The organism is Mesorhizobium sp. B2-4-17 (assembly GCF_006441275.1).
In the GTDB taxonomy this organism is placed as follows: Bacteria; Pseudomonadota; Alphaproteobacteria; order Rhizobiales; family Rhizobiaceae; genus Mesorhizobium.
The window spans coordinates 96,952-110,651 of record NZ_VFUX01000002.1 but is presented as its reverse complement, the minus strand read 5'-3'; the positions used below and the strand labels follow the sequence as shown (position 1 = coordinate 110,651).

12 protein-coding genes are annotated in these 13,700 nt (G+C 63.4%); 10 read left to right on the top strand and 2 right to left on the bottom strand.

The features are described 5' to 3' along the window. Window positions 1–185: 185 nt before the first annotated feature. The 4 genes from FJ548_RS02185 (at window position 186) to FJ548_RS02170 (ending at window position 4,179) form a co-directional block, all read left to right on the top strand. Window positions 186–1,121 carry a substrate-binding domain-containing protein gene (locus FJ548_RS02185; protein ID WP_140607295.1) on the top strand — a complete coding sequence of 312 codons (936 nt, stop codon included), beginning with the start codon at window positions 186–188 and terminating at the stop codon, window positions 1,119–1,121. A 116-nt stretch (window positions 1,122–1,237) separates the two neighbouring features. Continuing rightward, window positions 1,238–2,224 (top strand): ABC transporter permease, encoded by a 987-nt coding sequence (locus FJ548_RS02180; RefSeq protein WP_140760685.1) that lies wholly within the window; start codon window positions 1,238–1,240, stop codon window positions 2,222–2,224. Between the two features lie 3 nt (window positions 2,225–2,227). Beyond that, window positions 2,228–3,019 (top strand): ATP-binding cassette domain-containing protein, encoded by a 792-nt coding sequence (locus tag FJ548_RS02175; RefSeq protein ID WP_140607297.1) that lies wholly within the window; start codon window positions 2,228–2,230, stop codon window positions 3,017–3,019. A 137-nt stretch (window positions 3,020–3,156) separates the two neighbouring features. Continuing rightward, on the top strand, window positions 3,157–4,179 hold the full coding sequence (locus FJ548_RS02170) for a LacI family DNA-binding transcriptional regulator (RefSeq protein WP_140776597.1): 1,023 nt from the start codon (window positions 3,157–3,159) through the stop codon (window positions 4,177–4,179). A gap of 309 nt (window positions 4,180–4,488) precedes the next feature. On the opposite strand, the gene FJ548_RS02165 is transcribed toward FJ548_RS02170, so the two are convergent. After that, on the bottom strand, window positions 4,489–5,079 hold the full coding sequence (locus FJ548_RS02165) for a TetR/AcrR family transcriptional regulator (RefSeq protein WP_140607299.1): 591 nt from the start codon (window positions 5,077–5,079) through the stop codon (window positions 4,489–4,491). A gap of 246 nt (window positions 5,080–5,325) precedes the next feature. Between FJ548_RS02165 and FJ548_RS02160 the strand changes: the two genes are divergently transcribed. Genes FJ548_RS02160 through FJ548_RS02150 form a run of 3 tightly spaced genes read left to right on the top strand, consistent with a single transcriptional unit; the run spans window position 5,326 to window position 9,914 of the window. Then, window positions 5,326–5,574, top strand: a complete 249-nt coding sequence (locus FJ548_RS02160; RefSeq protein WP_140607300.1) for a hypothetical protein — start codon at window positions 5,326–5,328, stop codon at window positions 5,572–5,574. Beyond that, window positions 5,568–8,744, top strand: a complete 3,177-nt coding sequence (locus FJ548_RS02155; protein WP_140776595.1) for a multidrug efflux RND transporter permease subunit — start codon at window positions 5,568–5,570, stop codon at window positions 8,742–8,744. Before FJ548_RS02160 ends, FJ548_RS02155 begins: the two co-directional genes overlap by 7 nt. A 15-nt stretch (window positions 8,745–8,759) precedes the next feature. Then, on the top strand, window positions 8,760–9,914 hold the full coding sequence (locus FJ548_RS02150; RefSeq protein ID WP_140776593.1) for an efflux RND transporter periplasmic adaptor subunit: 1,155 nt from the start codon (window positions 8,760–8,762) through the stop codon (window positions 9,912–9,914). Window positions 9,915–9,958: 44 nt separating this feature from the next. Here the strand turns inward: FJ548_RS02150 and FJ548_RS02145 are convergent, their stop codons facing one another. Beyond that, window positions 9,959–10,867, bottom strand: a complete 909-nt coding sequence (locus tag FJ548_RS02145; RefSeq protein ID WP_140776591.1) for a LysR substrate-binding domain-containing protein — start codon at window positions 10,865–10,867, stop codon at window positions 9,959–9,961. Window positions 10,868–10,968: 101 nt separating this feature from the next. On the opposite strand from FJ548_RS02145, the gene FJ548_RS02140 reads away from it, so the two are divergent. The 3 genes from FJ548_RS02140 (at window position 10,969) to FJ548_RS02130 (ending at window position 13,700) form a co-directional block, all read left to right on the top strand. After that, window positions 10,969–11,757 carry a 2OG-Fe(II) oxygenase gene (locus FJ548_RS02140; protein ID WP_140776589.1) on the top strand — a complete coding sequence of 263 codons (789 nt, stop codon included), beginning with the start codon at window positions 10,969–10,971 and terminating at the stop codon, window positions 11,755–11,757. A gap of 110 nt (window positions 11,758–11,867) precedes the next feature. Beyond that, entirely contained in the window at window positions 11,868–12,560 is a 693-nt protein-coding gene (locus FJ548_RS02135) for a GntR family transcriptional regulator (protein ID WP_140776587.1), read from the top strand. 33 nt (window positions 12,561–12,593) lie between these two features. Then, complete coding sequence (locus FJ548_RS02130) at window positions 12,594–13,700, top strand: mandelate racemase/muconate lactonizing enzyme family protein (protein WP_140776585.1); 1,107 nt, start codon at window positions 12,594–12,596, stop codon at window positions 13,698–13,700.

Below are 13,700 nucleotides of genomic sequence, written 5' to 3'. Positions count from 1 at the left end.
CAACTGATGCAATCTGATGGGGCCGTTGATGGCGCCCGGTCAGCCGCCAACTACATCTGCAGATGGAGGCTTGCCATCCGCCGAAAAAGGGAATGCTCTTGGGCATCCGAGCGGCGCTGGCAAAAGACGCAATCCGGCTGAAGCCGGAACAAGGGACGGATCATCTTCAACCGGGAGGAAATCAAATGCTGACGAGACTAAGACTTGTGCTCTACGGCCTGCTGGTCGCGCTGACGGTTCTACCGGCAGCCGCCCAGGCCAAGACGTTCTACTGGATTTCACATGGCGGCCCGGCCGATCCGGTCTGGACCTACTTCCTTGCCGGCGCCAAGCAATGGGCAAAGGACACCGGCAACACCGTCAACACCTCGTTCCACAATGGCGACGTTGCCTCCCAGCAGGAAGCGGTTCGCGCCGCGATCTCGGCCAAGGCCGACGGCATCGTCACCACCAGCCCAGATCCGGGCAGCCTGGTTGAGATCGTCAAGGAAGCCCGTACCGCCAACATCCCGATCATCAACTTCAACACGCCCGATCCCAAGGCCAATTTCAATGCCTATGTCGGCGGCGACAACGTCACCTTCGGCAAGCATTGGGCGCAGTATCTGGTCGACAAGGGGCTGGTGAAGAAGGGCGACTTCGTCTGGATGCCGGTCGAGATCCCCGGCGCCACCTATGGCGTCCAGGAGGAAGAAGGTATCAAGAGCGTCTTCGGCCCACTCGGCGTCACCTATGAAGTCACCGAGGCGACGCTCGACCAGGCCGAAGTGATCAACCGCATGGTCGACTATCTCACCGCCCATAAGGGCAAGGTGAAGGCCATCATCGGCCTCGGCGACCTCGTCACCGGCTCGATCAAGCGGGTCTTCGACCAGGTCGGCATCAAGCCCGGCGAAATCCCGGTCGTGGGCTGGGGCAATTCTCTCGACACCACCCAGGAAGTGCTGAACGGCTACGTCAATGCCGGCCAGTGGCAAGACCCGCAGGCGACCAGCTATGTCGCGCTGTCGCTGGCCAACATGGCCGCCAGCGGCATTCCTCCAGGCTTCAACGTCATCACCGGCGCGCTCTATGAGAAAGACACCGCCGGGGTCTACGACAAGATCCTGTCCGGCAAATAACCGCGATCCTGGCGCCGCGCCGTTCCGGCATGGCGCCAGATGCCTTCTTGCGCCGCGACTGGCCCGCCTATGCGGTGGGGGGTCGCGGCCCGTTCCAACCATGTCGCGGGTTCCCAGTGGAAAATCATTCGCTCATCCAACGCCTGATCGCGCGGCCGGAATTCGGACCCTTCGTCCTGCTGGTCGTCGAAATCGCCGTTTTCTGGAGCATCAACCCCGATTTCCTGTCGCCGCAAAACATCTCCAACACGCTGGCCTTCACCGTCGAACTCGGCCTGATCGCGCTGGCGATGACATTGCTGATGACGTCAGGCGAATTCGACCTGTCCGTCGGATCGCTGTTCGGCTTCTCGCCGGTGCTGATGTGGACGCTGTTCAATGGCGGCGTGACCTCGCTGGAGATGGGCTTCGTCGTCGCGCTGGTGGTCGCCGCCCTGATCGGGCTGGTCAATGGCTGGTTCGTCACGCAGCTCAAGATCCCGTCCTTCCTGGTGACGCTCGGCATGCTTCTGGTGGTGCGCGGCAGCGCCCTTTTTATCACCGACGGCTTTCCGCAGCGGACCTGGAGCGCCGAGGGCAGCTGGCTGGCGGAAGCGCTGGTCGGCGACTTCTTCATCGGTCCGTTCCGCATCTACATGTCACTGTTCTGGTTCATCGCCGCGGCGATCGCGCTCGGCTATGTGCTGACGCAAAGCCGGACCGGCAACTGGATCCAGGCGGCGGGCGGCAATCCCAACGCAGCGCGCGCTCGCGGCGTCAATGTCAACCGCGTCAAGGTCGGCCTGTTCATCCTGTCGTCGGTCATGGCCTCGCTTGCCGGCGTCATCTCCTCGCTGCGCACATCCGCCGCCAACCCCAACAGCGGCACCGGCTACGAACTCGAGGTGATCGCCATGGTGGTCATCGGCGGCACGGCGCTGACCGGCGGGCGCGGCACCATCATCGGCACGGTGCTCGGCATCCTGATCCTGCGCGTGATGCGCAACGGCATCGTGCTGATCGGTGTACCCGGCCTTGCCTACAACATCTTCATCGGCGCGATCATCCTTGGCATGATGGCACTCCACTCATGGCTGGAACGCCGGCATCAGGCAGGGACTTGAACCATGGCTGAACCGCTCATCCGCATGCAGAACATCCGCAAGTCCTACGGCCGCGTGCAGGCGCTGGTGGATGCCAATTTTCATGTCAACGAACGAGAAATCGTCGGTCTGCTCGGCGACAACGGCGCCGGCAAGTCGACGCTGATCAAGGTTCTGTCGGGCGCCGTGCCGCTGACCAGCGGCGACATCTTCATCCGCGGCAAGAAGGTGAACCTGCGCAGCACCAGCGACGCGATCGCCAACGGCATCGAGACCATCTACCAAGACTCCGCACTGGTCACGCAACTGTCGATCGCCCGCAACCTGTTCCTGGGACGCGAACCGATCAGGCCGCCGCGCTTCCTCAACCGCATGGACCAGGAGGCGATGAACACGGTCGCCCGCGACCTGCTCAAGCAGGTCGGCATTTCGAAGAACATTCCACCGACGACGCCGATCGGCTCGCTCTCCGGCGGCGAGCGGCAAGCGGTGGCGATCGCGCGCGCAATGCATTTCGACAGCGACCTCATCATCCTCGACGAGCCGACCAACAACCTTGGCGTGGCCGAAACGCAGGGCGTGCTGAGCTTCGTGCGCAGCGCACGCGATTCTGGTCATTCCTGCATCTTCATCGCGCACAACATCCACCATGTCTTCCAGGTGGTCGACCGCATCGTCGTCATGCGCCGGGGCAAGGTGGTGGCGGACGACATCGATCCGAAGAAGACCAGTGTCGCGGAAGTCGAACGGATCATCACCGGCATGTCGGACAAGGAAATCCGGGACGCCATCGCCGACGGCAAACCGGCGCACTGAGGACGGCGGAAGCCGTCCTGTCGAAAACCGTCGAATGCGAATGCGGATGATGATGGGCAATCATCCGTTGCTCAGATCGCATCGCTTCTCACATCACCCGTCTGGCGCGCCAACGCGTCGACGCATAGGGTTGCGGCATGAAGGCCACCGTCTCCGATATCGCCAGGAACTGCGGGCTCTCGACGGCGACGGTCGACAGGGTGCTTAACAATCGGCCCGGCGTGAGCGCCGCCAACAGGCAGCGCGTCATGGAGGCCGCCAAGCAACTCGGCTATTTGCCGGTCGCCGATCAGGTGACGCTTCCCTCCAAGCCCGCAAACCTCGAATTCTTCCTGCCGATCGGCAGCAACGCCTTCATGCAGGATCTGGCAAGGCACATCGAGAACTATGCGTCGCGCCTGCCGCTGGTCGCGTCCTGCCGGATCCACAACCTCGCCGGCATCTCGCCGAACGCATTGCAGACAGCCGTGGAAAACCTGTCGCTGAGGGCCAATGGCGTCGGTGTCATCGCCATCGACCATCCACGAACCCGCAACATCCTGGGCGACATCGTCGAAGCCGGCATCCGCCTGGTGACGCTGGTGTCGGACATTCCGGCCGCCCCCCGCTCGGCCTATGTCGGCATCGACAACCGGGTGGCGGGGCGAACCGCGGCACTGTTGATGGGGCGTTTCCTCGGCGGCCGCGAGGGTCAGCTGGCGATGGTCGTCGGCTCACGCTCCTATCGTGGCCATGAAGAACGCGAAATGGGTTTCCGCTCGGTGCTTGGCGAGGAGTTTCCCAACCTGACCATCAGCAGCGCCGTCGAGATCAATGACGAGCCGGATGCCAGCTACGCCGAGACCATGAAGGCGCTGCGCAACGAACCGGAACTGCTCGGCATCTATTGCGTCGGGGCTGGACGCTCCGGTGTTGCGAAAGCCATCCGGGAGGCGCGGCCCAATCGCAAGCCGGTGTTCATCTGCCACGACCTGACCAAGGAGACGCGCGGCTACCTCGTCGACGACCTTGTCGATGTCGTCATCGACCAGAATGCCAGGCTGATCGCGGAACAGTCGATCATCCGCCTGCTCGGCTCCATTGCGTCATCGGCACCCTATCTGACCCGGAAATTTATCGAGCCGCGGCTGATTTTCAGGGAAAACGTGCCGGTGCAGTGAGGTCGCACCCGAATGCCACGGGCGGCACAGCAAATCTGCACAGCTGCTATGCACTATTCGTGATTGCCGAATCATTGGGCAATTCGTAGCTTCTGGTTGTCGGCCATCTACTCCTCCCAGATGCGATGCCGACGCTGAATGGGGCGCACCTCCTCCCGCGCCACATTCGAAATCGAGCCCGCTGCCACCTCCTCCCGGCAGCGGGCTTTTTTCGTTCAGCCGGCGGGTAGTGCGGTAGCAGCCGGCCAACAAAGGCGCCACGCACCGCCCGCTGGTGCGGCGGGGAATGACTGATAGCCGCGACGAATTTCAGCCGGCCGCAGCGCCCCGGAAGGAAACGATCAGGCCTTCCGCCATGCGCACGAATTGCGTGCTGGGGCCTTCGGTGCCCACGGTCTGCACGCTGACACGCGCGCCCTCGAACAGCAGCGACAGCGTATCGGCGAGAAGCTCGGCCTGGCCGATGCCGGCATCGCGGCAGAGTCCGACCAGGCGTTCGCGCTGGGCTTCCTTGAGTTCCTTGATCACGCGCCTTGCCGGATGGTCTGGCTCGGTCAGCTCAGCGGCGGCATTGGCCATGTCGCAGCCACGGCCGTCGGTATTGAGCATGGCGGCCGCCTTGGAAACCCAGGCGTGAAGCTGCGCGAGTTTGTCGCCCGGATGCTCCGCTTCGAATGTTTCCCACATCGCGCCGACCTTGGCCGCATTGGCGCGCAGGCATTCGACGATGAGATCGTCCTTGGATTCGAAGTGACGATAGAGCGTCATCTTGTTCGTGCCGGCGGCTTCGGTGATGGCGTCGACGCCGACGCCCTTGATGCCGTGCTTGTGGAACATGTCGCGTGCCGTCTCCAGGATCCGATCCCGGGGACGAGAGCGCTCCACGACGCCGTCTGTCATCATGATCTCCTTTCGTTTCCAAAAAACCCTCGGCCACCTCTTGACTAGGGTGTTACCGGTCTGTAACTTCCAGCATGTTACTTACTGGTAACACCTATATCGTCCGCCGTCAATAACAAGGTCGTGACCTGGTCGTACCAGATCGAGAGAGACGAAAAGATTGCCAATCATGCGGCCTCGGCCGGTGAAGAGATGAAAAACGGTTCGCGAGCATGGGCTGCGAATCGACAGACAAGGAGCCGGCCAATGTCACAGCGCCGCGATCTTACCATAGATGAAGCCGTCCGGGATCCGATGATCCGGCTGGTCATGAAAGCCGATGGCGTCGACCCGCACGCCCTCGAAACGATGCTGCGGTCGCTCGCCGATGCGCAGAACCGCGACGAACCGCTGCTCCGCACGCGGAATGACACCAGGCGCCGCCAGCGGCTGTCCACCGTTGCCCGTGCATTCGGCAGGGCAAGAGCAGCAGGCGAGGTGTGTGTGTCGTGGTAAATTTCTTCATCCACCGTCCGATCTTCGCCTCCGCGATCGCCATCATCATGGTGCTCGCCGGGACGATTTGTTATTTCCTGCTGCCGGTCTCGCAGTTTCCCGACATCACCCCGCCCCAGGTCGTGGTCAGCGCCCACTATCCTGGCGCCAGCGCGCAAGTGGTCGCCGATACGGTGACGACGCCGCTGGAGCAGCAGATCAACGGCGTGCAAGGCATGACCTACATGTCGTCGACGAGCTCCAACGACGGCTCCTCGACCATCACCATCACCTTCGATGTCGGCTATTCCTTGAGCACTGCCGCCGTCGACGTCCAGAACCGCGTCTCGCAGGCGGCTTCGTCGCTGCCGGCGATCGTCAACCAGGGCGGCGTGACGATCAAGAAGCAGAACCCGAACTTCGTGCTGATCGTCAACCTCACATCGCCCGACAATTCCGTCGATCCGGTGGCGCTTTCGAACCTTGCCTATCTGCAGGTCGTCGATCCGCTGAAGCGCTTGCCCGGCGTCGGCGACGTGCAGATCTTCGGCGAGCGGCGCTATTCGATGCGCGTCTGGCTCGATCCGGACAAGCTCGCCAATCTCGGCATCACCGCCGTCGACGTGCAGAACGCCATTTCCGAGCAGAACGTGCAGGTGGCGGCCGGCAAGATCGGCCAGTCACCCGCCCCGGCCGGCACCGCCTTCGAGATGCAGGTCAACGCCGTCGGCCGCCTCAGCGACCCGAAGGAATTCGGCGACATCGTGGTGCGCGCCAATACGACCAGCGGTTCGCTGGTGAGGCTACGCGACGTCGCACGCATCGAACTCGGCGCGCTGCAATACTCGTCCTCGGCCTTCTTCGGCAAGGACCCGACGGTGGTGCTCGCCGTCTACCAGATGCCCGGTTCCAACGCGCTCGACCTTCAGCAGCGCGTCAAGGACAAGATGCAGGAGCTATCGACCCGATTCCCGAAGGGCGTCTCCTACGCCATGCACTACGACACGACGCGCTTCGTCTCGGCGTCGATGCATGACGTGCTGATCACGCTCGGCGAAGCGCTGGTGCTGGTCGTCGCCGTGGTGTTCATCTTCCTGCAGAGCTGGCGCACGACCATCATCCCGACCATCGCCATTCCGGTGTCGCTGGTGGCGACGCTCGTCGTCATGGAGATGCTGGGCTTCTCTCTCAACATGCTTTCCCTGCTCGGCATGGTGCTGGCGATCGGCCTTGTCGTCGACGACGCCATCGTGGTGGTCGAGAATGTCGAACGACAGCTCGAGGCCGGACTGAGACCACTGGCGGCAACCAAGGCCGCCATGGCCGAAGTCACCGGGCCGATCATCGCCACCACCGCCGTGCTGATGGCGGTGTTCATACCCGTCGCCTTCATTCCCGGCGTCTCGGGACGGCTCTACAACCAGTTCGCATTGACGGTGGCGATTTCGGTCGGCATTTCCGCCTTCAATTCGCTGACGCTGAGCCCGGCGCTCAGTGCCGCTTTCCTGCGCCATCGCCATGGCACGCAGTTCGTGCTGTTCCGCTGGTTCAACACCGGCTTCGACAGGCTGTCGCATGCCTACGCCCATGGCGTGCGCCTCCTCGTCCGCTTGCGCTGGATCATGCTCGGCCTGTTCGCGGCGGGGCTGGTCGCCACCTATTTCGTCTTGCAGCGCCTGCCCTCGACCTTCCTTCCGGTCGAGGACCAGGGCTACTTCTTCGTCGTCATCCAACTGCCGGACGGCGCCTCGCTGGAACGCACCGACGCGGTGGCGCAGAAGGCACGCGACATCCTGCAAGCAACGCCCGGCGTCGACATTGTCGGCTCGATCAGCGGCCTGAACTTCCTGACCAGTGCCGCGCAGTCGAATTCGGCTGTCGAATTCGCCATCCTGAAGCCATGGGAGGAGCGCGGCCCCGACCAGAGCGCCTCGAAACTCGTCGCCGACGTGCGCATGAAGCTGCTGCAGATACCGGAAGCCTTCGCGCTCTCCTTCGATCCGCCGTCCATCCCGGGTATCGGCACGACCGGCGGTTTCGAGTTCGTCGTGGAGGACCTCACCGGCCGCGGCAGCAATGCGCTCAACGACGCAACGCAGGCCGTGATCGCCGAGGCGCGCAAGCAGCCCGAGATCAATCCGCAGCAGCTGTTCTCGCCGTTCTCGACCTCGACGCCGCAGTTCAACTACGACCTCGATCGAGCCAAGGCGAAGCTGCTCGGCCTCAACCTGCCCGACGTCTTCAACACGCTGCAGATCTACCTCGGCTCCCTCTACGTGAACGACTTCAACCTGTTTGGCCGCACCTTCCGGGTGACCATCCAGGCCGACAAGGATGCTCGCGCGGGTGCGGCGGACATTTCGCGGCTCTATGTGCGCAATGCTTCCGGCGGTATGGTGCCGCTCAGCACGCTGGGCAAGCTGGTGCCGTTCGTCGGTCCGGAGACCGTGCCGCACTACAACAACAACGCCTCGGCCACGATCAATGGCGGCGCCGCGCCCGGCTTCTCGTCGGGTCAAGCTGTCGCTGCCATGGAACGGGCGGCGGCCACCGCACTGCCCAGGGATTTCGGTTTCGAATGGACCGGCATCACCTTCCAGGAACTCAAGGCGGGATCGATCGCGTCCGTCGTCTTCGGGCTCGCCATCGTCTTCGTCTTCCTGATCCTGGCGGCTCAATATGAGAGCTGGGCGATGCCGTTCATGGTGCTGCTGGCGGTGCCGCTCGCTCTGTTCGGCGCGTTCGCCGCACTTTGGGCGCGCGGCATGCAGATCGACGTCTACTCGCAGATCGGCTTCGTCATGCTGATCGGCCTGGCGGCCAAGAACGCGATCCTGATCGTCGAATTCGCAAGACGGCGGCGTGAGGAAGGTTTGAGCATCGTCGAGGCGTCGATGGAGGCCGCACGGCTCAGGTTGCGGCCGATCCTGATGACCGCCTTCGCCTTCATCCTGGGCGTGCTGCCGCTGATGTTCGCCACGGGTGCGGGCGCGGCAAGCCGCCAATCGATCGGCACCACCGTGTTTGGCGGCATGGTCGCCGCGACCATCCTGTCGCTGGTTTTCGTGCCGGTCTTCTACGCGGTCATCGAACAATTCCGCGAACGCCGTGGCGGTGATGAGCCTGCTGCCGCGCACACTGAACCAACCGCCGAACCCGCCTTCCCTCCCCTGGCGCAAGCGGCCGAATAAGATTGGAGACTGATCATGCGTAAATGGAAAATCGCGTTGGGAACGGCTGTCGCGCTGGGCGCGATCTCGGTGGCGAGCGTCCACCTGCTCGACATGGGCAATCTCAGGCTGAGCGCCGGCACGGCTGGAGCGGCGACGCCGGCCCCGGCAGCCTTTGTCATGCCCGTGCCGGTGGCGAGCGTCGTCAAGAAGACGATCCCGATCTATCTCGACTACGCCGCCCGCATCGAGCCGATCCGCAGCATCACCTTGCAGGCCAGAGTGCCGGGCTATCTGCAAGAACAGACGGCGCAAGACGGCGCCGATGTGCGGCAGGGCGATCTGCTCTACAAGATCTCGCCCGACGACTTCCAGGCCGCGCTCGACCAGGCGAAAGCCCAGGTGCAGCGCGACACGGCGACGCTCGACTATGCGCGGTCCAACCTCGGCCGCGGCTCCGAACTGGCCAAGAGCGGTTATCTGGCCAAGGACAGCTTCGACCAGCGCACCAGCACCTTGCGCGAGGCACAGGCGTCGCTGGCGCTCAACCAGGCGGCCGTGCGCACGGCTGAGCTCAATTTGAGCTACTCCGAAATCCATGCGCCGTTCACTGGCCGCCTGGGCCGCAACCAGGCCTCGGTCGGAACGCTGGTCAGCGTCGCCGGCACGGTGCTGAACACGTTGGTGCAGCTCGACCCGATCTACGTCACCTTCAATCCGAGCGAGACGGACCTGGCGCAGATCGAGGAAGCCCGGGCATCGGGGCCGATCGAAGTCGAAGTTTTGCTGCCCGGTGCCACGGAAGCCAGCCAGAAAGGGCAGCTGACCTTCATCGACAACACCGTCGACCACTCAACCGGCACGATTACGGCCCGCGCCACCATCGGCAATGCGAAGTTCACCTTGCTGCCGGGCCAATATGTGCGCGTGCGGCTGCACGTCAAACAGCAGCCCGATGCGCTGATGGTGCCTCAGGTCGCGCTCGGCTCGAGCCAGCTCGGCAAATATCTCTATGTCGTCGGCAAGGGCAACACGGTCGACCAGCGGCTGGTTTCGCTCGGACCGACCAGCGGCGACCAGATCGCCATTTTGAGCGGCGTCGCCGAAGGCGACCAGGTGATCACGGGCAATCTGCAGAAGATCGGACCCGGAATGCCGATCTCGCCACTGCCACAGAAACCGGCTACCTGACTCCCCCGCAGGCCCGGTTTCCGCGCGGCGTCCTCGACCTTTTCTCAGGTCGTGGGCGCCGTTTTCACGAGCAGGCCGACAAGAGCGGCCACATCGGCGCGGTCGGCCTTGGCTGGCGGCATGAAGGCGCAATAGGGATGACCGAGGCGCACCGAGACCGGTGACGGCGCGATCAGGCGCCCTGCCTTCAGATCGGCCTGCGCCATCACCCGCTGGCCAAGGGCAATGCCGAGGCCCAAGCGTGCCGAGGCGATCGCCAGGCTGGACAGGCCGACGCGACGGCCATGCGACGGGTCTGGCGAGCGGTTGCCGCCGCATGCCGCGAACCAATCCGCCCAGGTCGGGTGCGAGGCATAGTTCGGACCCCAATTGGTGTGGATGAACAGGCTCTCATGCAGATCCGACAGACCTCTGTCGCCATTGCCATGCCGGTGCCAGAACCCTGGCGCGCAGACCGGCAGCACATCGTCATGGACAAGACGGACCATCCGCAGGCCGGGATAGTGGTAGTCGCCATAGGAGATCCGCAGATCGACACCCTGGCGCGTCAGGTCGACCGGATCGTCTTCCGCCCGCACGTCGATCGCCATGTGCGGGAAAGCTTCAAGAAGTGCTGCCAGTCTCGGCGCCAACCACAGCTCGGCCAGCGAGTACGGCACGCTGACCACAAGCCGTGTCCTCAAGCCGCCTTCCAGCATGCGCTGGCCGATGGCGGCAATGTCGCCCAGCGCACGCGCGGTCTGCGGATAGATGGCATGGCCGGCATCGGTCAGCGTGATGCGATTTCCCGTGCGCACGAACAATTGCTTGCCGAACCAGGTTTCGAGGTTGCGTATCTGCTGGCTGACCGCCGCCGAGGACACGCCAAGCTCACTCGCCGCCAGAGTGAAGTTGCCGGCGCGGGCCGCGACCTCGAAGGTCCTGATCGCATTCAGTGGCGGCAGGCGGTCCAAGCCAGGCTCCGTAAGTTTTTCTTGGCCATTCCTAATAATTTTCGGCGTTGAGGGAAAGAATTTTTTGCCGTCTCCTGTGCCCGACCGATGGAGCATCCGCCATGAAAGACATTCTCGATCTCGACCTTTATCCGCTCGACCACGAAGGCAGTCCCGAATGGAACCGTCTTGTCGAACAGTCCATCGCCGCCCTTGAAGCCGATGGCATGTTCAACCTGGAAGGTTTCTTGAGGCCCGGCGTTGCCGAACAGGCGGTGCGGGAAATCAAGCCGGTGATGGACACGCAATCCCACGTCCACAAGCGCATGCACAACATCTACTTCAAGCCCGATATCCCCGAACTCGCGCCCGATCATCCCGCGCTGCGCAAGGTCGAAACCATCAGCCACACCGTCTGCGCCGACCAGATCCCCGGCAGCACGGTGATGACGATCTATGAGTATGAGCCGCTGGTGCGGTTCCTGGCCGCAACGATGGGCAAGGAGAGGCTGCATGTCATGCAGGATCCGCTGGCCCGCGCCAATGTCATGGCCTACCGCGCCGGCGAGGCGCTGAACTGGCATTTCGACCGCTCGGAGTTCACCACAACGCTTCTGCTGCAGCAGGCGCAACGCGGCGGCGACCTCGAATACCGCACCGATCTCAGATCGGATGACGACCCGAACTACGAAGGCGTCGCCAAGCTGCTCGAAGGCCGCGATCCTGAAGCCAAGATCCTGCGCATGAAGCCGGGTACGCTCAACGTCTTTCGCGGCAAGAATACCGCGCACCGCGTGACCACGGTCGAAGGCGAACGCGAACGCATGATCGCGGTGTTCTCCTACTATGAAAGGCCGGGGGTGATGTTCAGTGCCGAGGAGCGGGTCGGCTTCTACGGCCGCGCGGCCTGAGTTGCCCCGAACCGCATCGGGCCGGAGTGTCGGGTAAAAACGAAAATGACGCCTTGTCAGATTGTCGACAATCTGATTGTCTAGCCTTCTTTCTCGCTGGAGTGGGCCGAATGGTGAAGACGGAGTTCAGCCCAATTGCCGACACGACGCGCCGGGCCGAAATCGTGGCTCTGCTGCGGCGTGCGATCCTGACCGGCCAGCTCGAACCAGGCCAGAAGCTCAACGAGCTCCGTATTTCCGAACAGATGCGGGTCAGCCGTGCGCCGTTACGCGAGGCAATGCGCGAACTGGTGCAGGAAGGCATCCTGACCAGCATTCCCTACGCCGGAACCTTCGTCATCGACGTCACCGCCAAGGACATCGACGATGCCTATTCTCTCAACAAGGTGCTGGACGAGTTCGCCATTGAGCGGACCTGGAAGCTGCGTGACCAGCGCTTTTTCGATGAGCTCGACCGGCGCCACGAGGCGGTCAAGCAGGCAACGCGCGACCGCGACACCACAAGGCAGATCGAAACCGCGCTGCAGCTGCACGGCCTGATCCACGAATGGGCCGACAATTCGGTGCTCCTGGAAACATGGCAGCGGCTGACCAGCCGGTTGCAGATGTATTTCGCCCTGCACCAGCAGGCGCGCAAGGAAGCCGTGCCGGCCGCGGACGTCCATGAGACCTATGTGCGGCTGCTCAAGGGCGATGACATGCGCGCCGCCCAGCGTCACGCCCGCGAGCACATCGACCTCGATTTCGAAGAGCTTCTTACCTATGCGCGCGGCCTCGAACGGCGCCCGTCGAAGGGCGCCTGATCCTTCTCATCATCGCTGAAAACGGATACCAAAGTGCAGATCGAAACCATCAAAGCCTATCATGTCGTGCAGCCCTTCGTGGACGGACCCTACCGTATGTCGAAGGGACGCGTCGCCGATGCTTTCGACGCGGTGATCGTCGCCGTCACCTCGGACAGCGGTTTGACCGGATGGGGCGAGATGGCGCCGCTCGGCAATTTCTACTCGGCGGCGTTTCCAGCGGGAACACGCGCGGGCGTGCCGGAAATCGTGCCACATCTCATCGGGCAAGATCCGCGTGGGCTGGCCAGCATCGGCCGGCTGATGGACACTGTGTTCAAGGGCCATCCCTACATCAAGTCGGCGCTCGACATGGCCTGCTGGGATCTTGCCGCGCGCGCCGCCGACGTGCCGCTGGTCACGCTGCTCGGCGGCAAGGAAAGCGACACGGCCGAACTCTACAAGGTCGTCACCCATGGCACGGTCGATCAAATGGCGGCGCTGGCCAAGCGGATCGTCAAGGACGGCTTCCACCGGCTGCAGGTCAAGGTCGGCGGCAATGTCCATGAAGATGTCGAGCGCGTCACGGCCGTCGCCGCTTCGGTCCCGAAAGGCACTGTGATCTTCTGCGACGCCAATGCCGGCTGGACGCCCTATCAGGCGCGCCAGTTCGCCGACGCGACGCGCGCAATCGACTACACGTTCGAGCAGCCCTGCACGACGATCGACGAGAACATGTCGGTGCGCCGCATGCTCGACAAGCCGATGGTGCTCGACGAATCCGTCACCTCGCTGGAGGAGATGCTGGAAATCTATCGCCGGGGCGCGGCCGACGGATTGACGCTGAAGATTTCGCGGCTGGGCGGCATCACCAAGACCCGATTGATCCGCGACATTGCCGTCGACCTCGGCTTCACGATCACGGTCGAGGACACTGGCGGCGCCGAGATCGATACAGCGGCGATGGCGCACCTGTCGCTGTCGACGCCGGAGGAGCGCCGGCTGCATGCCATCGCCTTCCACGAATGGGTGACGGTGCGCACCGCATCGAACATGCCGCCGGTCACAGGCAGCCGCATGGGCATTCCGGACGGACCAGGCCTCGGCATCGACGTCGTTCCCGACCTGCTCGGCAAGCCCTTCTTCGAGATCGGCCGCTGA